Genomic DNA, 20,566 nt, shown 5'->3' on the forward strand with positions numbered 1-20,566 from the left:
TGACTGACCGTCCTTTGTAGGAGCTGGCGAAGCCTGCGATCTTTTGATCTTTAAAAGATCGCAGCCTGCGGCAGCTCCTACGGGGGATCAGCGTCCGGCTTACGTGTTTCCAAGGATATGACCATGTCCCAAGACCGTCGCTACAGCTTTGAGTTCTTCCCTACGAAGACCGACGCTGGGCATGAAAAACTGCTCGCCACTGCCCGTCAGCTGGCCACGTACAACCCCGATTTCTTCTCCTGCACCTATGGCGCTGGCGGTTCGACGCGTGATCGCACCCTCAACACCGTGTTGCAGCTCGAAAGCGAAGTCAAAGTCGCTGCAGCACCGCATTTGTCCTGCGTTGGCGACAGCAAGGACGACCTGCGCGGCCTGCTGACGCAATACAAGGCCGCCGGCATCAAGCGTATCGTTGCTCTGCGTGGCGACCTGCCTTCAGGCATGGGCATGGCCAGTGGCGAAATGCGCCACGCCAATGACCTGGTTGAATTCATTCGTGAAGAAACCGGCGATCATTTCCACATCGAAGTCGCGGCTTACCCGGAAATGCACCCGCAAGCGCGCAATTTCGAAGACGATCTGGCCAACTTCGTGCGCAAGGCCAACGCTGGCGCCGACAGTGCGATCACCCAGTACTTCTTCAACGCCGACAGCTACTTCTACTTCGTCGAGCGTGTACGGGCGATGGGCGTGAACATCCCGATCGTTCCGGGGATCATGCCGATCACCAACTACAGCAAGCTGGCGCGCTTCTCCGATGCCTGCGGTGCGGAAATCCCGCGCTGGATCCGCAAGCAGCTGGAAGCCTACGGCGACGACACCCAGAGCATTCAAGGCTTTGGTGAGCAAGTCATCACCCAGATGTGCGAACGCTTGCTGCAGGGTGGCGCTCCAGGGCTGCACTTCTACACGCTGAACCAGGCCGAACCGAGCCTGGCGGTGTGGAACAATCTGAAGTTGCCGCGCTAAAAGCAAGATCAAAAGATCGCAGCCTCGCTTCACTCGACAGCTCCTAAAGGGGATTGCGTACTCTGTAGGAGCTGTCGAGTGAAACGAGGCTGCGATCTTTTGCATTCAACGCACTTTTATTGTGCAGCAACACACGGAGTTAGAGCTTCTGGATCCCGTTTCTGGCTCTTTCCGGTTTCTCGTCGTAATCTCAAGCCATGCCTTTGATCTCACAGTTACTGACCGTGTTTCTTTTTACTTGCCTGAGCTTCGCCGCTCGGGGCGAGAAGCTGCGCATTGTCACCGAGCCGTGGGCGCCATACGTGTATGAGGAGGACGGCAAATCCCTGGGACTGGACTACGAAACCACGGCGATTGTCTTCAAGCGCCTGGGGATCGAGATCGAGTGGCAGTTCCTGCCGTGGAAACGCTGCCTGTCGATGCTCGAAACAGGCCAGGCGGATGGCGCGCTGGATATTTTTCACAGCGACGAACGCGACGCTATCCTGCTCTACCCGAGCGAACCGCTGTCTGAAGTCGAATTCGTGATGTTTTACGCCAATGAGCGCCCGCATCCGTTCCACACTCTGGACGATCTGAAAGGCCTGACCATCGGCACCTCGCCGGGCTATCTCTACAGCAAGGATTTCAGCGAATCGCCCCTGTTCACTCGCGAGCCGGCACCGACCCATGAAGCCAACTTCGGCAAACTGGAGCGCGGGCGGATCGACCTGCTGATCACGGACCGCCGGGTGGGTCAGCACTTGCTCGACGAATTGGGCATCCGCGACAAGATTACCGAGAACCCGACCGTCATCAGCCACCAGAGCCAGTTCCTGGCGGTGCGCCGCAACGCGGGCATGGACTTGTTGGTGCAGCGCTTCGGCGCCGAGCTCAAACGCTTCAAGCGCGAGCCTGCGTACGCAGAACTGAGCGCCCGTTATGGTGCCGAGCCGGCAGCCGAGGTAAAAACCACCAGAGCCACCGCCGCCAGCGGAAAAACCGTTGAGCAGCAGGAAAGCGGCGCGCAGTGATTGCTCTGTTATACTCCGGCCTTCCCGCCAGGCTCACGCCCGGACGCTCGGACTTGTTCAAGGCATCTCGACACCGCTACAGCGCAGCTTTTCAGCCCGCGCGAGCACTCCAGACGAGCTTTCAAGGCCCAGCAGGACCGGACGGGATTGCGTTCTTCTTAAACGCCATTCGCGCCAGGCAAGACTCCCATTGGGCCAAGCCCTAACTAAAACAGGATTACTCATGTCCTTTGCTTCCCTCGGTCTCTCCGAGGCTTTAGTCCGCGCCATCGAGGCAGCGGGCTATACCGAGCCTACTCCGGTGCAACAGCGGGCCATTCCCGCCGTGTTGCAAGGTCGCGACCTCATGGTCGCGGCTCAGACAGGTACTGGTAAAACCGGCGGCTTCGCCCTTCCGATTCTGGAGCGGTTGTTTCCGGGCGGTCACCCGGACAAATCCCAGCGTCACGGCCCGCGCCAACCGCGCGTACTGGTACTGACGCCTACCCGCGAACTCGCGGCTCAAGTCCACGAGAGCTTCAAGGTTTATGCCCGTGACCTGAAGTTCGTCAGCGCCTGCATCTTCGGCGGCGTCGGCATGAACCCGCAGGTTCAGGCCATGTCCCGTGGTGTAGACGTGCTGGTGGCCTGCCCCGGCCGCCTGCTCGACCTCGCCGGCCAAGGCAGCGTCGATTTGTCCCACGTGGAAATCCTCGTGCTGGACGAAGCCGACCGCATGCTCGACATGGGCTTCGTCCATGACGTGAAAAAGGTCCTCGCCCGTCTGCCGAGCAAACGCCAGAACCTGCTGTTCTCGGCCACCTTCTCCAAAGACATCACCGACCTCGCCGGCAAGTTGCTGCACAACCCGGAACGCATCGAAGTCACGCCGCCGAACACCACGGTCGAGCGTATCGAACAGCGCGTATTCCGCCTGGCCGCCAGCCACAAGCGTTCGTTGCTGGCGCACCTGATCACTGCTGGCGCCTGGGAACAGGTGCTGGTGTTCACCCGCACCAAGCACGGCGCCAACCGTCTGGCCGAGTACCTGGACAAACACGGCCTGAGCGCCGTCGCGATCCACGGTAACAAGAGCCAGAACGCCCGCACCAAAGCCCTGGCCGACTTCAAGGCTGGCGAAGTGCGCATCCTGGTTGCTACCGACATCGCCGCTCGCGGCCTGGACATCGATCAGTTGCCACACGTGGTCAACTTCGAACTGCCAAACGTCGACGAAGATTACGTTCACCGTATCGGCCGTACTGGCCGTGCCGGTCGTTCGGGCGAGGCGATCTCGCTGGTGGCTCCGGACGAAGAGAAGCTGCTGAAAAGCATCGAGCGCATGACCAAACAGAAAATTGCCGACGGCAATCTGATGGGCTTCGATTCCAGCGCTGTAGAAGCCGAGAAACCAGAAGTTCGCGAGCGTCCGGATGTGCGTAACCCACGCAACCCACGTGGCCCGCGCGGCGACGGTCCGAACGGCACTGGCGGTGGCGGCGGTCGTAAAGACAAGGGCAAGGACAAGGGCGGCAAGGAAAAACCTGCAGCCACTGGCCGTGGTGATCGCCCGGCGCGTGAACACAAGCCACGCGAAGGCACCCCGGCTCGCGAGCAACAGCGCCCGGCTCCTCGCGCCGCTGCTGACCGCGCTCCGGACGAGTTTCTGGACGACGACGTCGATAACTTCGGTAACCGCGTCGACTACGTACCACAGGCCAAACCCGCTCAAGGCCGTGGCCGCCGTCCGAGTGCTCCGGCACAAGGCTCGGCCGCAGGCGCCGGTGCAGGCGCAGGTGCTCCGCGCACCGGCGGCAAGCCTCAGGGTCGCCAAAGCGGTCCGCGCAGCAGCGATGGCGCCACCACTGGCACGCCGCCGGCCAAGCGCAGCGGCCCACGCAACGGTGCTCCACGTGACGGCCAGGCCCGTCGCGAAGAGTCCCGCAACCGCCGCCCGGCCCGCACCGACGATCAGCCGCTTTCGGAACCAGCCGTGCAAAACCCGCGCGGTCCGGCACCGAAGATCATTCACAAGGAGTCGAAAACCGATCGTTTCCCGACACCTGAGCAACTGGATCAACTGCCAGGTCGCCCTCGCGGTGAGAAACCAGCCTTGCTGACCCGCAATCGCTGATTTAACGCAGTAACAAAAAATGCCCCTGATCTCACGATCCGGGGCATTTTTGTTTGTGCTGCGAACTGCTTTTGTAGGAGCTGGCGAAGCCTGCGATCTTTTGATCTTAAAAGATCGCAGCCTGCGGCAGCTCCTACGGTCTCAGCATTACTTCGCTTTCACACCTTCAAACGTCACGTACAACTCGACCGCGTCGGACCCTGGGCCCAAGTCTTTCTGCTTGCCGAAATCGGAACGCTTGATGCTGGTAGTGCCTTCGAAGCCGGCACGGTAGCCGCCCCATGGATCCTTGCCTTCACCCAGGAAAGTGGCCTTGACCACGACTGGCTTGGTCACGCCCAGCAGGGTCAGGTCACCGGTTACGTCAGCAGTGTCTTTGCCCGCGGCGTTTTTACCAGTGGATTTGACGCTGGTGGAAACAAACGTCGCTTTACCGAATTTGCTCACGTTCAGGAAATCACCGCTGGCGATGTGCTTGTCGCGCTCGGCATGGTTGGTGAACACGCTGGCGGTATTCACGTTGAACTCGATCTTGCTGTCTTCTGGCTTGGCAGCGTCGAAGCTGAACTTGCCGTCGATGTCCTTGAAGGTACCGGTGATGAAGCTGTAGCCCAGGTGGCTGATTTTGAAGTCAACGAAGGCGTGCTGGCCTTCCTTGTCGACGACGTAGTCAGCCGCCATCACGTTGGCGGACAGCAGAGCAGAACCGATTGCCAGAGCGGCGAGGGTCTTTTTCAACATGCTTTCTATTCCTTTGGAGTCGAGGTTGAACTTCATGCTTTGCGACCCAGTATTCGCGTCAGGGTCGCATCACGATCGATAAAGTGGTGTTTCAGTGCTGCCAACGCATGGAGGCCGGAAAAAATTACCAACACCCACGCCAGATAAAAATGAATCACACCAGCGGTGTCTGCCTGGTCCGGTAGTCCGGAAACCAATGCAGGGACTTCAAACAGGCCAAACACCGGAATCCCGGCACCTTCTGCGGTGGAAATCAGGTAACCGGCAATCATCACAGCGGACAGAGTGAGGTACAGGAACGAATGGCCGAACTTGGCGCCAAGGTGCGTCATGCGGCTATAGCTTTGCAGTGCCGGTGGCGGTGGGCTGATAAAGCGCCACAAAACCCGTAGAACCATGACGGCTAACAGCACCAGACCAATACTTTTGTGCAAGTCCGGCGCGTCTTTGCGCCAGACGCTGTAGTAGTCGAGACCGACCATCCACAAGCCCAACGCAAACAGACCGAAGACCGCCAGTGCCACACCCCAGTGCATGAAAATGCTGACCCAACCGTAGCGCGAAGAAGAGTTACGTAGCTGCATTGCCAAATCCTGTGAGAACTGCGACCAAGACTATCGAGTTATCTATCGAATTAAAGCGGAAAATTTCGCTTTGAAATATCGAGAAATACGATCAAGAGTCTGTAAGTCCTGCGTTAAGGAAAGATTAACCCACGGCATACTCCTAGGTCGCGAACAGAAATCTCCCACACTGATGACTCCTTTGGACGTAGATCGCAGTGTGAAAAGACCTTGAAGAGGCCGGATACAGCCATCGATCTTGTAGGACAAGTGGGGGGGGATGTCATCCTTTTTAACCATCCTACGAATGTCAAAGATTTCTATCACTGCACCGCCTTTCAGCTCCTAGCCTGATCACTTAGCGTCGACTACTCTTCAGAAAAATCCACACCCAAGCGCTTTCAACTGACGTGCTGGGTGATTTCGCTGAGAACCATGGCAAGGAAACGAAATGCGATTTGATGGAGAGATAAGCGAACTAAAAATAAGGTTAGGCTCGTTACAACAAGCCGGCGAATGGAGAGCAGTCAACCCAAACCAATTTCAATTCAGAGCAAAAAACAAAGGAATAATGAACTGGTACCCATCCACCGGAAACATCACATTCCAAGGAGATACAGTCTCAGCCGAACAACTCCAAGCTCTGGTTGAAGAGCTACTAGATAGTAAAGTTAAGAATGAAAAAAGCAAAACTAAGGACGCACTGACTGAAGCGGAGTCAGTAGTTCAAAAACTATCAACAGAAACAATAGAAACGGCTACCTATTTTTTAGATGACTCGTACTCTGATTCCGAACTAGTTATTGGTTTAGTCGGAACAATCGGAACCAATCTTACGGAAGTTTCAGGTCTAATCGAAGAACGTTTATTAAAATTTAACTACACCACAGAGCGTATAAAAATATCGACTGACGTAATCGCCACCATTGGCTCACCGTCTGCTAGCGAGGATGAATTTTGCAGGATCAGCGCTTACATGGAGGAAGGAAATAATCTACGCAGGAATAGCAAAGACAATTCCATCCTCGCACTCGGGGCAGCAGCAAGAATCAACCTCCTTCGTAAAAAACAAGAAGCCCTTCGCAGAAAATCCTTTATTATCAACTCATTAAAAAATCCGGCGGAAGTGCAGCGACTTCGTAAAATATACTCAAACGGTTTTTTTCTAATTGGTGTACATGCTGATCACACAAGAAGACACAACTACCTGACAAAAGATAAATCAATATCTGAAGAACAAGCATCAAAACTTATAGACAGGGATGCTGACGAGCGCGACGACTATGGACAACATACTCGCGACACTTATCATCTATCCGATTTCTTCGTTGACTACAATGGAAACTCCGACTCACTTAAAAAGCAAATCTGGAGAGTATTTGATCTACTTTTCGGAAAACCTTACATCACTCCCACCTTTGATGAATACGCGATGTTTATGGCGTTCTCTGCCTCCCTGAGATCAGCAGATCTGTCACGTCAAGTAGGTGCAGTGCTAACCAAGAACCAATGCATAATTTCTACTGGTGCCAATGACGTACCCAAAGCACACGGCGGACTTTATTGGCCAGAAATCAACGAGGACACTCAAGAAATCGTAGATGCGAAAGATGGACGCGATTACATGAAAGGTGAAGATTCCAACGCCACACAAAAGCGCTTAATCATTGACAGTATTCTTGAAGTTATCCCTTTGGAGTATAGGGATGAGCTTAAACCACTGATAAAACGCAGTAAAATTAAAGACATCACCGAATACGGGCGTGTTGTTCACGCAGAAATGGAGGCATTGCTGTCAAGCGCAAGATCAGGAGTAAGCACGTCTGGCAGCGACTTATACTGTACAACGTTCCCCTGTCACAACTGCGCCAAACATATCGTGGCAGCAGGAATAAAGAGGGTAATATACGTGGAACCCTACCCAAAGAGTAAAGCGTTAGATTTCCACTCCGACTCCATATCACTAAACCAACGCAGCAGCAACGTCGTGTTTGCACCGTTCATCGGAGTTGGCCCTAGAAGCTTTTTTAACCTATTCTCTACTAATCTTGGAAGTGGTTATCCGGTAATAAGAAAATCTGATGACGGTCAGGCTCTTGACTGGAGTGAGGCGGATGCTAAATTACGCACCCAAATGCTGCCTTGCTCGTACATTGAACGCGAAACCATAGCTGCAACCCTTTTGTTAAGGTACCTGGAGGAAAGCCAAAATGACGCCTAATAAGGAAGAATTTCTCAATCACCTAGCGGAATCGCGCCGTACCGTTGAGCAATGGCCTTCTTGGAAGCAAGAAGCTCTCAAGGCATCCCCTCAGCAGAATGCTCCCGCCTCAATGTCGTCTAGACAGCAAAAAGAAAAGCGCTAGACACACTACATTAACCAAAGGGACGTTCCCCTTTGGTTAATGTATAAAGTCGCGCCAACAAACCATAAACAACAATAATAACCGGTCGTCATTGTAAGCAATATGTTTTATAACTCGCCCCCCCAAAAAAAGCAAACACGCCTACAGCATTCCAACACCTTATTCAAAATGAATTAACACTATTATCAACTTAGAACTTACATATCAGTTTTTAGTCAATTAATCCAAAGCACTGACCATAAAAAAAGCGCGACATCACTGTCGCGCTTTTCTTTGATCCCAAGATTTACTGCGTTTTGGCCTCGTTCGCTGCCGGTGTAGTCGCGGCGGGCTTGGCCGCTGGCTTCTTGGCCGGTTCAGCTTTCTTCACCGGCGCTTTCGCCGGAGCTTTTTTGGCCTCGGTTTTGGCAGCAGGCTTTTTCGCCGGGGCTTTTTTGGCCGGCTCGGCTTTCACCGGTGCCGCTGGTTTCGGTGCTTCGACCGGCGCTGGCGCGGGGGTCGGAGCTGGCGTTGGAGCCGGAGCAGGAGCAACCGGAGCCACTGGCTCTGGCGCCTTGACCGGTACCGGTTTGTCGTCAGCACCACCGAACAGGTTGGTGAAGAAGTTACCTTTCTTCGCCGCCACCGCACCGGCCGCCACTGCGGTCGCTGCTGGAACAACCTTCACAGGTTCAAACGACTTGCCGGCCGCCAGGTCTTCTACCTGACTGGCTGCCCGCTGACCGGTGCGCAATGCGCCTTCCAGCGTGCCTGGGTACAACGTGTCAGTGTGTTCGCCGGCAAAGGCTACACGCTGAATCGGACGTTCCCACAGGCGCCAGTACTTGCTGATCTGGCCAGGGCCGAAGGCCAGGTAAGCGCCGCCCATGGATGGGTCGGTGCTGTAGCGGCGGATTTCATAACCGGTGAACGAACCGCGTGCCTGTGGATAAAAGGCGTGCAGACGGATCAGCACCTGATCGACCATCTGCTTGTCGCCGAAGGCCTGCATCACGCGCGCATTGTCGCCGGACAGGTTGATCACCACGTTGGCGCCGCCCTTCAGGGCCGGTTCAACCCACATCATGCCCAGACCGGTGTTGCTGTAGATTTCGCCGGACATGCGCGCCTTGCTTTCCCATACTGGCGTCTTGAACTTCAGCATGATCTGGTCGCGCCAACCGTAGTTGGTGCCCTTGATGGCGCCCATGTGCTGAGCATCCAGCGTCGGGGTCATCTGAATCTTGTTCAGTGCGCGCAACGGCACGGCCACAACGACGTAGTCAGCCTGATAACCAACGCTGCCGACTTTGACGGTCACGCCGTCCTTGTCCTGAGTGATCGCCGAAACCGGAGAACTGGTCTTGATGGTTTTCAGCTGTTTGACGAAGGCCTGGGCGAGCACCGGGCTACCACCAAGCAGGCGCGAGGCGCGCAGGTCACGGTCGGAGACGCCACGATAAACCCGGCTTTGCTGTGCGAAGTACAACAGTGACAGGCGCGAAGGTTCGTCATAACGGGTACGAATTTGCTGGTTCACCAACTGGCGGGCAGTGGCTGGCAGAGTCAAGCGATCAAGCCAGTTGGACACGTTGATCTGGTCTAATGCGTGCAGCGTGCTGTTGGCCGCCGGGTTCTGCGGGTCTTCGATCGAGCGAGCCAGATCGTCAACAGTCTTTTCGTAGCGCTTGAGCGCCTCGGCGGTGGCTGGCTGTTTGGTCGCCAGATCGGCGGCGGTGAAATATTCACCGTCGATCAGATAGCCCGGGGTGCGCACGAATTCAGGGGCTGGCGTGGTGCTCAGCTTGAAGGTCGAGACGTACTTGTTCAGAACCGGTTGGGTCTTGTCGTTGCCGATCCACTCACTGGTGGCCATCCCGGAGCGACCGCCCAGACTTGGCTTGGCTTCCAGCAGGGTGACCTGCCAGCCTTTGTTTTGCAGTTCGTAAGCCGCGGTGAGGCCAGACAGCCCTCCCCCGATCACGATCGCCGTTTTATCCTTGGCCAGCGCAGACACGCTGAACAGCCCTAACATCACCAGCGCACAGGCGCGCAGCCAACCAGCAGACATTCAGCGAACTCCGGAAATACACGTAGGGAAAAGCGGTTTTGCGAGCCAGACGACTCAAAGAACCACGAAGAATACGTCAGCCATCAAAAGGCCGCCAGCGACGTCTACCGACCTATACAAAGTAGCTCAATCGACACAATGGGTTGTCCCCACGCCACGCATTGCATAGGCTTGCGCGATTGTTTGCCCGCGCACCAAGCGAGCCGCCTCGAGGAGACTGAAAATGGGCCTGAATAATCAGTGGATGCAACGCGATCTCGCGGTGTTGTGGCATCCCTGCACCCAGATGAAAGACCACGAACAGCTGCCGCTGATCCCGATCAAGCGCGGTGAAGGCGTGTGGCTGGAAGACTTCGAAGGCAAACGCTACCTCGATGCCGTCAGCTCCTGGTGGGTCAACGTGTTTGGCCACGCCAACCCGCGCATCAACCAGCGCATCAAGGACCAGGTCGATCAGCTGGAACACGTGATCCTTGCCGGGTTCAGCCATCAGCCAGTGATCGAGTTGTCCGAGCGTCTGGTGAAGATGACGCCGGACGGCCTGACCCGGTGCTTCTACGCCGATAACGGCTCGTCCTGCATCGAAGTCGCGCTGAAAATGAGCTTTCACTATTGGCTCAACCGCGGCCAGCCGAACAAGAAGCGCTTTGTCACCCTGACCAACAGCTACCACGGCGAGACCATGGCCGCGATGTCGGTGGGCGACGTGCCGCTGTTCACCGAAACCTACAAGGCCCTGCTGCTGGACACCATCAAGGTGCCGAGCCCCGATTGCTACCTGCGCCCCGAAGGCATGAGCTGGGAAGAACACTCGCGCAACCTGTTCGCCGCCATGGAACAGACCCTGGCCGAGAACCACGACACCGTGGCCGCAGTGATCGTCGAGCCGCTGATCCAGGGCGCCGGCGGCATGCGCATGTACCACCCGGTGTATCTAAAACTGCTGCGCGAAGCTTGCGACCGTTATGGCGTACACCTGATCCACGACGAAATCGCCGTCGGCTTCGGCCGCACCGGGACGATGTTCGCCTGCGAGCAGGCCGGCATCCGCCCGGACTTCCTCTGCCTGTCGAAGGCCCTGACCGGCGGATACTTGCCGCTGGCGGCCTGCGTGACGACCGAAGATGTCTACAGCGCGTTCTACGACGACTACCCGACCCTGCGCGCCTTCCTGCATTCCCACAGCTACACCGGCAATCCTCTGGCGTGCGCGGCAGCCTTGGCGACGCTGGATATCTTCGAAGAAGACAACGTCATCGAGAACAACAAGGCCCTGGCCCAGCGCATGGCCAGCGCCACCGCGCACCTGACCGATCACCCGAACGTTTCGGAAGTGCGTCAGACCGGCATGGTGCTCGCCATTGAGATGGTCAAGGACAAGGCCAGCAAAGAAGCTTATCCGTGGCAGGAACGTCGCGGCTTGAAAGTGTTCCAGCATGCGTTGGAGCGTGGTGCTTTACTCCGACCGTTGGGCAGCGTGGTGTACTTCCTGCCACCGTACGTGATCACGCCTGAGCAGATCGACTTTCTGGCCGAAGTGGCCAGCGAAGGCATCGACATCGCGACCCGTGACAGCGTCAGTGTGTCAGTGCCGAAAGACTTTCATCCGGGCTTCCGAGATCCGGGCTGATTGAGCCCGCTTGACCTTCTGTGGTGCATGGGCGGCCGCCTTCGCGAGCAAGCCCGGCTCCCACAGTTGACCGCGTACACCCTGTGGGAGCGGGCTTGCTCGCGAAAGAAGTCGACACAAATCCAGATGATTCACACCCTTTCCAGAGACCCAGCATGAGACTGTCCCGCTTCTTTATCGACGCCCCCTTGAGCACTGGCGAACACGAGTTACCCGAGGCCCAGGCGCATTACATCAGCCGCGTGCTGCGCATGGCCGAGGGCGATGCGCTGCAACTGTTCGACGGTTCGGGCCATGAGTTTCGCGCCACACTGGTGGAGGTCGGCAAGAAGCGCGTGGTCGTGCAGATCGATGAAAGCTTTGCCGGGCAGGTCGAGTCGCCCTTGCAGATCCATCTCGGCCAGGGCTTGTCCCGTGGAGAGCGGATGGATTGGGCGATTCAGAAAGCCACCGAACTGGGTGTCACCGAAATCACCCCGATCTTCAGCGACCGCTGCGAAGTCCGACTCAAGGACGAACGCGCCGACAAACGCCTGATGCACTGGCGCCAGGTGGCGATCAGCGCTTGCGAGCAATGCGGGCGCTCACGGGTGCCGGTGATTCATCCGCCGCTGCTGCTGGCGGACTGGTTGAAGCAGACTGAAGCGGAGTTGAAGCTGGTGCTGCATCCGGTGGCTGAGCCGTTGGTGAGCCATGCCAAGCCTGGGACCTTGGCATTCTTGATCGGGCCGGAAGGCGGGTTATCGGATGCCGAGATTGATCAGGCCAAGGGGGCTGGTTTCCATGCTGCTCGACTTGGGCCGCGGGTGTTGCGAACCGAGACCGCGCCGGTGGTTGCGCTTGCGGTTGCCCAACAGTTGTGGGGTGACTTCTAGGACCCTTTCGCGAGCAGGCTCGCTCCCACATTGGAATGCGTACCCCTGTGGGAGCGGGCTTGCCCGCGAATGGCCACAACGCGGTCTACAAGACGTAAAACATAATCGCCACAAAGTGCAGCAAACTCCCGGCGATCACGAACAGATGCCAGATCCCGTGGGCATGCCGCAAACGATGATCGAGGGCAAAAAAGACAATCCCCACGGTGTACAGCACCCCACCCGACGCCAGCCAGGCAAACCCTGTACTGCCCAACGCCGCCAGTAACGGTTTGACCGCCACCAGCACAATCCAGCCCATCACCGCATAAATCACGATCGACAGAATCCGCGCTTCCGAACGCGGTTTGATCTCTTGCAGGATGCCGATCAGCGCCAGTCCCCAGACAATCCCGAACAACGTCCAGCCCCACGGCCCGCGTAGCGTCACGAGACAGAATGGCGTGTAGCTGCCGGCAATCAGCAGGTAGATCGAAAAGTGATCGACCTTCTGCATGATCGTTTTCTTGCGCCCACGCACGCTGTGGTAAACGGTCGAGGCGCTGTAAAGCACCAGCAAGGTGAACCCGTAAATCGCCACGCTGACGATCTTCCACGGGCTGCCGTCCATGCTGGCGATCACCAGCATCCACACCACCCCGACAACCGCGGCCACTGCCCCGACCAAGTGCGTCCAGGCGTTCAATCGTTCCCCGTGATACATGTGTTGCTCACCTCAACATTCATTGCAACATCGCGCAAGGCTCAGGCCTTGAGATTAAAAGCGCAATGTTTCAGATCACAAATCCCCTCATACGTGCACAATCGAGCCATTCGAATAAGAGCTACGCCTGCTGATCGATGAAGAGTTGACCCTGAAAAAACTCGAGGTGTTCCTGGCCTTCATGCGCACCGGCAACCTGGCCCGGGCCGCCGCCGAGTTGCAGACCAGCAACGTCAGCGTGCACCGGGCGATCCATTCCCTGAAAGCGCCCTGCGCTGCCCGCTGTTCAAGCACGAAGGCCGCAATCTCACGCCGCTGGAAAGCGCTTATGTGCTGGAAGAACGCGCGCAGAAGCTGATTCAGGACGTGGTCGAAACCGTGCGCCTGACCCGCGAAGCCGCCGGGTTCTCCGCCGAGCGCTTCAAGCTGGGCTCGCTGTATTCGCTGACGGTGAAGACGGTGCCGCAACTGATCATGGGCCTGAAGATCCGCCGCAGCGAACTCAATATCGACCTGATCCTCGGTTCGAACTTCGACCTGCTGTACAAGCTCAAGAACATGGAAGTCGACGCGATCCTGGTGTCGCTGGACGAGAGCGTCAACGACCCGGACTGCGAGCAGATCCAGCTGTTTTCCGACGATATTTTTCTCGCCACACCGGCGGATTCGAAGTTTGCGCAACGGACCGAAGTCGACCTTGCCGAAGTGCGCGATGAGACATTCATTACCCTGACCCAGGGCTTTGCCACGCACCAGGACGGTAATCGGGTGTTCAAGCAGGCGGGGTTTGAACCGAAGGTGGCGATGCAGGTCAACGACATCTTCACCCTGCTGAGCATGGTCAGCTCGGGCGTGGGTTATGCGTTGCTGCCGGGACGGATTGCGGCGGTGTATGAGAATCGGGTGAAGCTGATTCCGTTGCAGGAACGGTATCGGTTGCAGCAGCACATTGGCGTGGTGTTTTTGAAGGCCAAGGAACGCGATCCGAATTTGCTGGCGTTGTTGGCGGAGTGTCGGATGTATGCCAATCGCCAGGCTTGAGACCGCGGCACCTGCATCGCGGGCAAGCCACGCTCCCACAGTGGAATGCATTCCAATGTGGGAGCGTGGCTTGCCCGCGAAGGCGTCGGAACAGTCAGCGATGATCCATCGGGTTAGCCGAATCAGTTGGCTAACCCGGCCGTAACAATAAACTCCTCCAGCGCCAACAAATCCGGCACTTTAGCCACTTGCTCCCCTACCTGCACCGCCGCCTGTTCCAGCGAACACAACGGCACATCCACATAGCTCAACTGGCTATCAAGCTTGTACGACCGCGGAATCCCCTGAACCAACAACGCAATAAACTTCAGCTCAGGCCGCCCACCGAGCGCGTTTAAGATGACAATCCGCGCCCGTTCACCGATGACGATTTTCTGCCCACACGCCGATTCAAAACTGAGCAACGGAATCTGCCGGTTCCGCCACGTTACCCGCCCGAGGTACCACGGTGGCGTGTCGAGGTCGAAGGCGCTGGGTTGGTAATCAATAAGCTCCGCCACAGCGACGTTGGGCAGAATCAGGTTGCGGTCGGCCAAGGGCAGCAGCAGGCCGGTGAGGTTGCTGGTGCGGTGCTCACGCATGGGTTTTGCTCCACAGGGCAATGCTTTCGAGCAGCACCGATTCCTGGTACGGCTTGCCGAGGTAGTCGTTGACGCCGATGGCCATGGCACGGTCGCGGTGCTTCTGCCCGGTGCGGGAGGTGATCATGATGATCGGCAGGTGCTGCAGACGTTCGTCGGCGCGTACCTGGGTCGCCACCTCGAAGCCGTCCATACGCGGCATTTCGATGTCCAGCAGCATCAGGTCAGGCCTGTGTTCTTCAAGCAGCAGCATGGCGTCGACACCGTCCTTGGCGGTCAGCACGTTCATGCCGTGGCGTTCCAGCAGACGGCTGGTGACCTTGCGCACGGTCACCGAATCGTCTACCACCAGCACCAGCAGCGGTTTATGCGGCTCGACCTCCGCCTCCTGAGTCACTGACTGTTGCGGCACACGGGCCTGCATGGCGCGGATCGGCGCCAGCAAATCGAGAATCAGCACCACCCGCCCATCGCCGAGAATCGTTGCTCCGGACAACCCCTGCACCGCCGCAAATTGCGGGCCGAGGCTTTTGACTACGATCTCGCGAGTGCCGGCCATGGAGTCGACTTGCACGGCGATGTGCCGCTCGTTGCACTGCACCAGCAATACCGGCAACGGCAGGCTCTGGCCCAGCAGTTTCGGGCGGTGGCTGGTTTTCAGCAGTTCGCCGAGGTAGCACAGTTCATAGTGTTGCCCGGCGTATTTGTAGGTCGGCGGATCGAGCCGGTAATGCCCTTCAAGTTCGTTGGGCAGCACACGAACGATGCCGTCGATGGTGTTCAGCGGGATCGCGTACTGATCATCAAAGCACTGCACCATCAGCGCCCGGTTGACCGACACGGTGAAGGGCAGACGAATCCGAAAATGCACGCCCTGCCCCGGCACAGAGTCGATGCTCATGCTGCCGCCGAGCTGCCGGACCTCTTCGTGGACCACGTCCATGCCGACGCCACGCCCGGAAATCTGGGTGATTTTCTCGGCGGTGGAGAACCCCGGTTGCAGGATGAATTGCAGCACATCGCGGTCGCTGATATCGCTGTCCGGGGCCAACAACCCGCGCTTGATCGCCTTGCGCCGCACAGCGTCCAGCGGCACGCCGGCACCGTCGTCGCGGATGTCGAAAATGATGTCGCCGCCCTCTCGCGACAGGTCCAGGGTGATTCGACCTTGAGCCGGTTTACCCGCGGCGATACGCACCTCGGCCGATTCCAGGCCGTGATCCACGGCGTTGCGCAGCATGTGCTCCAACGGCGCGGCCATGCGTTCAAGGACGTTGCGGTCCATCTCGCCTTCGGCATTGCCGACGATGAATTCCACTTCTTTGCCCAGTTCGCTCGATACCTGACGGACGATCCGCTTCAAACGCGGCAGCATCCGCTCGAACGGCACCATGCGCGTGCGCATCAGACCTTCCTGCAATTCGGTGTTGATACGGCCCTGCTGTTGCAGCAGGTTTTCCGCGTCCTGATTGCGTCGGTCGAGGGTTTCCTTGAGGTCGAGCAAGTCGGAGGCAGATTCGAACAGCGCGCGCGACAGTTGCTGCAATTGTGAGTGACGGTCCATTTCCAGCGGATCGAATTCTTCGTAGCCCAGGCGTTCGGCTTCGACTTGCTGGCGGCTGAGAATCCGCCCCTGGGTTTCAGTGTCGAGACGACGCAACTGGTCGCACATGCGCTCGATGGTGGTTTCCATCTCGCTCAGGGTCACGCGCGCATCATTGACCTGTTGTTCGATCCGGCCACGGAAGATCGACGTTTCGCCGGCCAGGTTCACCAGGTCGTCGAGCAGCTCTGCCGAGACCTTGACCATGTCCGCGCCGGCATCGGGTTGCGGTGCAGGCGTCTCGACTTTCGGCGTGGCGGACACCGCCACCGGTGCCGGTGTTCCGGGCACTGCCGGATGACTGAAATTCTTGATCGCGTCGATCAGTTGATCGGCGGGCGGCAATGGCTGACCGGCACGGCTCGCGTCGAGCATCTGCGCCAGTCGGTCGTGGCTGCTTTGCAACAAGCCGAACAACGCGGCGGTGGGTTGCAGCACGCCAGCCGAGAGGCCTTCGTAGAGGAATTCCAGCTCATGGGCGAGGTCGCCAATCGGTACGATTTCCACCATCCGCGCACCACCCTTGAGGGTGTGCAGGTCGCGCAGCAGGGTTTCCACTTCCTGACGATTCGAAGGCTCGGCCTGCCAGCGCACCAGCGCCGCGCCGGAGTTTTCGATGATGTCGAAACCTTCCTCAAGGAAGATGTCCAGAAGCTCCGGATCATGGCCCGGCGAATCCTCGACCCGTGCCGGTTCGACCGTTTCAACAGCGCCGACATTGCCCTGGCGAAACGCGCGAATGGCCTCGATCAGCGCGTCCGAATCACCCAATGGCTGCTGGTTCTGCAACTGCTCAAGCAGCTGTGCGAGCCGGTCATGGCTTTGTCGCAGCAGTTGCGCCAACGCTTCGCTGTAGGCGTAGCGGCGGTCCACCAGGCCTTCATAAAGGCTTTCCAGCTCATGGGCCAGATCACCGACCGGCTGCACCTCGGCCATCCGCGCGCCCCCCTTGAGGGTGTGCAAATCACGCTGTAACGACAACAACGGCGCGGCGTTGTCCGGGTCGCTCACCCAGCGCTGCAAGGCCTGGCCAGCACTTTCGAGGATATCCACCGCCTCTTCGAGGAAGATCGAAACGATCTCATCGTCCAGTTCAACCTGGGTCGCGTTCTGCGCCAGTTCGGCCGTGGCGCTGCCCAATTCCCGAATGCTCAGGGTACGGCTGCCGTCGCTGCGAATCAGCCCCATCGCCGACGGATCGAGACTCGCATCCAGCAAACCGCGCAAGGCCCGGACTCGCTCCGGTTGCGCGCTGACTTCCTGGCCCGCGGCCAGTTCGTCGAGCATGTTGATCAGCGCTTCGTGGGCACTTTGCGCCTCGCGGAAAAACGCCTCACTGACCGCCAGGCTGCTTTCTTCCACCGCACCGTAGAGATCGAGCAACGCTTCGCAAAGCTCATCCACCGGATGCAGGTCAGCCAGGTGGGCGCCTTCGCCCAGGGTGGTCAATTCGTCCAGCAGCGCGCTGAGTTCCTGACGCTCGCCGGGATGTTGCTGCCAGCGCTGCAACAGGCTTTCGGCGTCGAGCAGGATGTCCATGCCTTGCGCGAGAAAGTTATTGATCAGTTGCGGATCACGCTTGATGCGCAACCCGCTATTCGGTGCACTCAGGAGGGTTTGCAGACGCTCGGCCAGCAATGCCTGGGTTCGTTCGATCAAGGAGCGGGCGCCGGGAATCTCCGTCAGTGGATCAGTCTTGAGCTGTCGTAGCCCGAGACGGAACAGTCCTTCGGCTTCCAGCAATAGTTCGACTTCGTCCAGGTCCAGGGCGATCAGGTGCGCCTTGTACTCCCGGGCCAGATGATCCAGTGGCTTCGCCAGCTCGGCGATCGGCACTACGCCGGCCATGGAAGCGCTGCCCTTGAGGGTGTGCAGTGCCCGCTGCAACTCGTCGCTGGCCTGCAACGGCAAGTGCTCGGCGGCTTTATCGAGGAAGCGGTTGAGGCTGCCCAAGTGGGTTTCGGCTTCGTTGCGGAAGATCTCAAGCAGCAGCGGATCGAGGGCTGCGACGTCCTGTGCGTCTTCATCGAGTATCGATTCATCGCCCTTGGCCAAGGCGTGGGCGCGTGCGGCCAATTGGTCGACATCATTGCGCTGGCGCTGGGCATTGCCAGCAAACTCAGTCACCAGTTCCGGTAGCAGGTTCAGCGCATCGCCCAGCAGTTGTTGCACCGCCGGCCCCGGTGGAACGCTGTGTTCCAGTACGCGGTTGAGCAGGTTCTCCATCGCCCACGCCAGTTCGCCCAGCACCAAAGCGCGGACCATCCGGCCACTGCCTTTCAACGTATGGAAGGCCCGGCGCAGTTCGCTCAAGGCCGATTTACTGTCGGGATCGGCCGACCAGCGCGGCAGGTATTCCCGGAGAATTTCCAGGACTTCATCAGTTTCTTCGAGGAAGACTTCCCGCAACTCATCGTCCACCGGTTCTTCACCGGCGGGTGGCGGCAACAGGCTTCCCGGGGTGGTCAGGGCGGGCGGGTTGACCGAGGACACGGGGCTGGCCAATACATCGGCCAGTGACTGCACGGTGTCAGGGTCGTCCAGTTCCTGCAGATCCTGCAAGACCTGCGCTTCACTCGGACTGAGCACATCCTCAAGCACCGGCACCTGCTGCTCGCTGGGGAAAAAGCCGAGTGATGCCAGGCTTTTTTCCGCGACATCGAGCAACTGTTCACCGGGCGCTTCGGGGTCGTCGCTGAGGCGTTCCAGGTAATACTCGATGCTGGTGACGACGTCGGCGAGGCTGTCCAGTTCCTGCCAGCCGGGTTGATCCGGATCCAGCAGCAGGTGTTCGCGGATGAAGTGGTTGCACGTTTCGATCAGGCTCGCCGCGCGGCTCAACGGAATCATCGCCAGCGCACCGCGCACCTGGGTCAGCAAGGCCGGCAGTGGCTGCAAGTGCTGGCGGTCCCAGTCGGCGTCGATGTAGTCGACGATCATGTCCTTGGCCTGTTGCAGGCAGATGCGCGCTTCCTTGATCACGATCTGATGGATCTGTGTCAGGTCGGTGGTCGGCAGGCGGCTTTCTTCCTGGCTTTCCGGCTCGACGGTGCCGACCATGCCGGCGAGGGTCGCTTCGACGTAGAGCAGGGCACCGGCGACGTCCATGAGGATCGCGTCATTGGGCTCACGCTGGCCCTGGGCGAGGCTCAGCACCACCGCCAGTTGATCAATGATGACCTTGCGTGGCTGGCCGAAACCGAGCACCGCCAGGGTGTCGGCGATTTGCCGCAGTGGCGCCAGCAGGCTTTCGAGGTCCGAGGTGTGTTGGCGGTCACTGCGCACGAACAGGTCCAGGCGTTCCTTGACCCGCACCAGCTCTTCGCACAGCGCGGCCAGTACCGAGCGCATGGCATCACGGTCGGGACCGGCCAGCCGTGCGCGTTCTTCGTCGACCATCGCGCTGTCAGGCAACGCGTCGTCCAATCCGTAGCGATCTTTCATGGTCAGCATCTGCCCGGTGGGATGTTCGGCCTTGGCAATGTAGAACAGCAAACTCTTGAGCAACTCCAGCGGCGCCGGCTGATTGATTCCGGGCATACCCTGCTCGAGCAGGCGCTTGAGCTCTTTGTCGGCGTCTTTGAACAGGCTGCGCAACGCCGGACTGTTGGCGATCGAGCCGCTGCGTATACCTTCGACCAGCGCCGAGGCAACTTGCCACAACGGGCTCAGGGGCGCATTGCCGCACAGGCCTTCGAGACGCGTAAAAACCCTGGTCAGATAATCGAGGTTGGTTTCGCCGTCCTGCTCACGCAACAATCCGACCAGGGCCATCTGCAACATCTGCCGCAACTTGCGCAGCACGTTCGGTAAATCTGCCGGCTCGAGCAGCGCCAGCGACTCTTCGTCCAGGGGTGGCAGGTCCGGCAATTGCGGGGTGAACAGGCTGGTTTCCGACAACAGGCTTTCGCCACGGGCGCTGCGCAAATCGTTGATCAGCGGCAGCACCACCAGCGGCAGATCGCGACGGGCGCCTTGCACCCGGTCGAGGTAAATCGGCAGTTGCCCCAGCGCTTGCAGCAACAGATGGATCGCCTCATCGCGATGACTGACGCGGTTCTGCTGCAAGGCAGTGGCCAGCTGTTCCATCTCTTCGGCGAGCAGCGCCGCGCCGTAGAACTCGACCATCTGCAAACTGCCGTGAACCTGATGGACGCATGCCAGGCATTCACTGAGGGCGTGCGTCGCCTGCGGGTCATCAAGCAGGGATTCGATGGCCTGATGAGCCACTTTCAGCGTTTCGGCAATCTCGCCTTTGACCCACTCGAGGGCCACATAGTCGTGCCGATCACCCATAACCACTCCGTTCACTGCTCTA

General features: G+C 58.6%; 12 protein-coding genes and 1 pseudogene. 7 read left to right on the forward strand and 6 right to left on the reverse strand.

Annotation, left to right across the window (positions count from 1 at the left end):
- Nucleotides 1–123: 123 nt before the first annotated feature.
- The 3 genes from metF (at nucleotide 124) to ACYZTX_RS27845 (ending at nucleotide 4,095) form a co-directional block, all read left to right on the forward strand.
- Nucleotides 124–969, forward strand: a complete 846-nt coding sequence (metF, locus tag ACYZTX_RS27835; RefSeq protein WP_462036701.1) for a methylenetetrahydrofolate reductase [NAD(P)H] — start codon at nucleotides 124–126, stop codon at nucleotides 967–969.
- A gap of 197 nt (nucleotides 970–1,166) precedes the next feature.
- The gene (locus ACYZTX_RS27840; RefSeq protein ID WP_462036702.1) at nucleotides 1,167–1,982 is read left to right on the forward strand and encodes a substrate-binding periplasmic protein; all 816 of its coding nucleotides are present in this window, start codon (nucleotides 1,167–1,169) and stop codon (nucleotides 1,980–1,982) included.
- Between the two features lie 223 nt (nucleotides 1,983–2,205).
- Complete coding sequence (locus tag ACYZTX_RS27845) at nucleotides 2,206–4,095, forward strand: DEAD/DEAH box helicase (protein ID WP_462036703.1); 1,890 nt, start codon at nucleotides 2,206–2,208, stop codon at nucleotides 4,093–4,095.
- Nucleotides 4,096–4,242: 147 nt separating this feature from the next.
- On the opposite strand, the gene ACYZTX_RS27850 is transcribed toward ACYZTX_RS27845, so the two are convergent.
- On the reverse strand, nucleotides 4,243–4,836 hold the full coding sequence (locus ACYZTX_RS27850; RefSeq protein WP_462036704.1) for a YceI family protein: 594 nt from the start codon (nucleotides 4,834–4,836) through the stop codon (nucleotides 4,243–4,245).
- 32 nt (nucleotides 4,837–4,868) lie between these two features.
- Nucleotides 4,869–5,420, reverse strand: coding sequence for a cytochrome b (locus ACYZTX_RS27855; RefSeq protein WP_462036705.1), 552 nt, complete (start codon nucleotides 5,418–5,420; stop codon nucleotides 4,869–4,871).
- A 430-nt stretch (nucleotides 5,421–5,850) separates the two neighbouring features.
- On the opposite strand from ACYZTX_RS27855, the gene ACYZTX_RS27860 reads away from it, so the two are divergent.
- Nucleotides 5,851–7,620: an anti-phage dCTP deaminase gene (locus tag ACYZTX_RS27860; RefSeq protein WP_462036706.1), complete on the forward strand. Its 1,770-nt coding sequence runs from the start codon at nucleotides 5,851–5,853 to the stop codon at nucleotides 7,618–7,620.
- A gap of 431 nt (nucleotides 7,621–8,051) precedes the next feature.
- On the opposite strand, the gene ACYZTX_RS27865 is transcribed toward ACYZTX_RS27860, so the two are convergent.
- The gene (locus tag ACYZTX_RS27865) at nucleotides 8,052–9,815 is read right to left on the reverse strand and encodes a flavin monoamine oxidase family protein (RefSeq protein ID WP_462036707.1); all 1,764 of its coding nucleotides are present in this window, start codon (nucleotides 9,813–9,815) and stop codon (nucleotides 8,052–8,054) included.
- 223 nt (nucleotides 9,816–10,038) lie between these two features.
- Between ACYZTX_RS27865 and ACYZTX_RS27870 the strand changes: the two genes are divergently transcribed.
- Nucleotides 10,039–11,445 (forward strand): adenosylmethionine--8-amino-7-oxononanoate transaminase, encoded by a 1,407-nt coding sequence (locus tag ACYZTX_RS27870; RefSeq protein WP_462036708.1) that lies wholly within the window; start codon nucleotides 10,039–10,041, stop codon nucleotides 11,443–11,445.
- A 155-nt stretch (nucleotides 11,446–11,600) separates the two neighbouring features.
- Nucleotides 11,601–12,320, forward strand: a complete 720-nt coding sequence (locus tag ACYZTX_RS27875; RefSeq protein WP_462036709.1) for a 16S rRNA (uracil(1498)-N(3))-methyltransferase — start codon at nucleotides 11,601–11,603, stop codon at nucleotides 12,318–12,320.
- An 85-nt stretch (nucleotides 12,321–12,405) separates the two neighbouring features.
- On the opposite strand, the gene trhA is transcribed toward ACYZTX_RS27875, so the two are convergent.
- Nucleotides 12,406–13,023, reverse strand: coding sequence for a PAQR family membrane homeostasis protein TrhA (gene trhA / locus ACYZTX_RS27880; protein ID WP_462036710.1), 618 nt, complete (start codon nucleotides 13,021–13,023; stop codon nucleotides 12,406–12,408).
- 127 nt (nucleotides 13,024–13,150) lie between these two features.
- Between trhA and ACYZTX_RS27885 the strand changes: the two are divergent.
- Nucleotides 13,151–14,064 (forward strand): annotated as a pseudogene (locus ACYZTX_RS27885) (LysR family transcriptional regulator).
- Nucleotides 14,065–14,186: 122 nt separating this feature from the next.
- On the opposite strand, the gene ACYZTX_RS27890 reads toward ACYZTX_RS27885, so the two are convergent.
- Both ACYZTX_RS27890 and ACYZTX_RS27895 read right to left on the reverse strand, forming a co-directional pair.
- Nucleotides 14,187–14,645, reverse strand: a complete 459-nt coding sequence (locus ACYZTX_RS27890) for a chemotaxis protein CheW (RefSeq protein ID WP_462036711.1) — start codon at nucleotides 14,643–14,645, stop codon at nucleotides 14,187–14,189.
- A complete protein-coding gene (locus tag ACYZTX_RS27895; RefSeq protein WP_462036712.1) occupies nucleotides 14,638–20,544 on the reverse strand; it encodes an Hpt domain-containing protein in 5,907 nt (1,968 codons plus the stop codon). Before ACYZTX_RS27895 ends, ACYZTX_RS27890 begins: the two co-directional genes overlap by 8 nt.
- Nucleotides 20,545–20,566: the final 22 nt, after the last annotated feature.

Source organism: Pseudomonas sp. MDT1-17 (assembly GCF_054898105.1).

Coding starts and splice junctions, on each gene's coding strand:
- metF (WP_462036701.1), top strand. CDS start 124: ATGTCCCAAGACCGTCGCTACAGCTTTGAGTTCTTCCCTACGAAGACC.
- ACYZTX_RS27840 (WP_462036702.1), top strand. CDS start 1,167: ATGCCTTTGATCTCACAGTTACTGACCGTGTTTCTTTTTACTTGCCTG.
- ACYZTX_RS27845 (WP_462036703.1), top strand. CDS start 2,206: ATGTCCTTTGCTTCCCTCGGTCTCTCCGAGGCTTTAGTCCGCGCCATC.
- ACYZTX_RS27850 (WP_462036704.1), bottom strand. CDS start 4,836: ATGTTGAAAAAGACCCTCGCCGCTCTGGCAATCGGTTCTGCTCTGCTG.
- ACYZTX_RS27855 (WP_462036705.1), bottom strand. CDS start 5,420: ATGCAGCTACGTAACTCTTCTTCGCGCTACGGTTGGGTCAGCATTTTC.
- ACYZTX_RS27860 (WP_462036706.1), top strand. CDS start 5,851: ATGCGATTTGATGGAGAGATAAGCGAACTAAAAATAAGGTTAGGCTCG.
- ACYZTX_RS27865 (WP_462036707.1), bottom strand. CDS start 9,815: ATGTCTGCTGGTTGGCTGCGCGCCTGTGCGCTGGTGATGTTAGGGCTG.
- ACYZTX_RS27870 (WP_462036708.1), top strand. CDS start 10,039: ATGGGCCTGAATAATCAGTGGATGCAACGCGATCTCGCGGTGTTGTGG.
- ACYZTX_RS27875 (WP_462036709.1), top strand. CDS start 11,601: ATGAGACTGTCCCGCTTCTTTATCGACGCCCCCTTGAGCACTGGCGAA.
- trhA (WP_462036710.1), bottom strand. CDS start 13,023: ATGTATCACGGGGAACGATTGAACGCCTGGACGCACTTGGTCGGGGCA.
- ACYZTX_RS27890 (WP_462036711.1), bottom strand. CDS start 14,645: ATGCGTGAGCACCGCACCAGCAACCTCACCGGCCTGCTGCTGCCCTTG.
- ACYZTX_RS27895 (WP_462036712.1), bottom strand. CDS start 20,544: ATGGGTGATCGGCACGACTATGTGGCCCTCGAGTGGGTCAAAGGCGAG.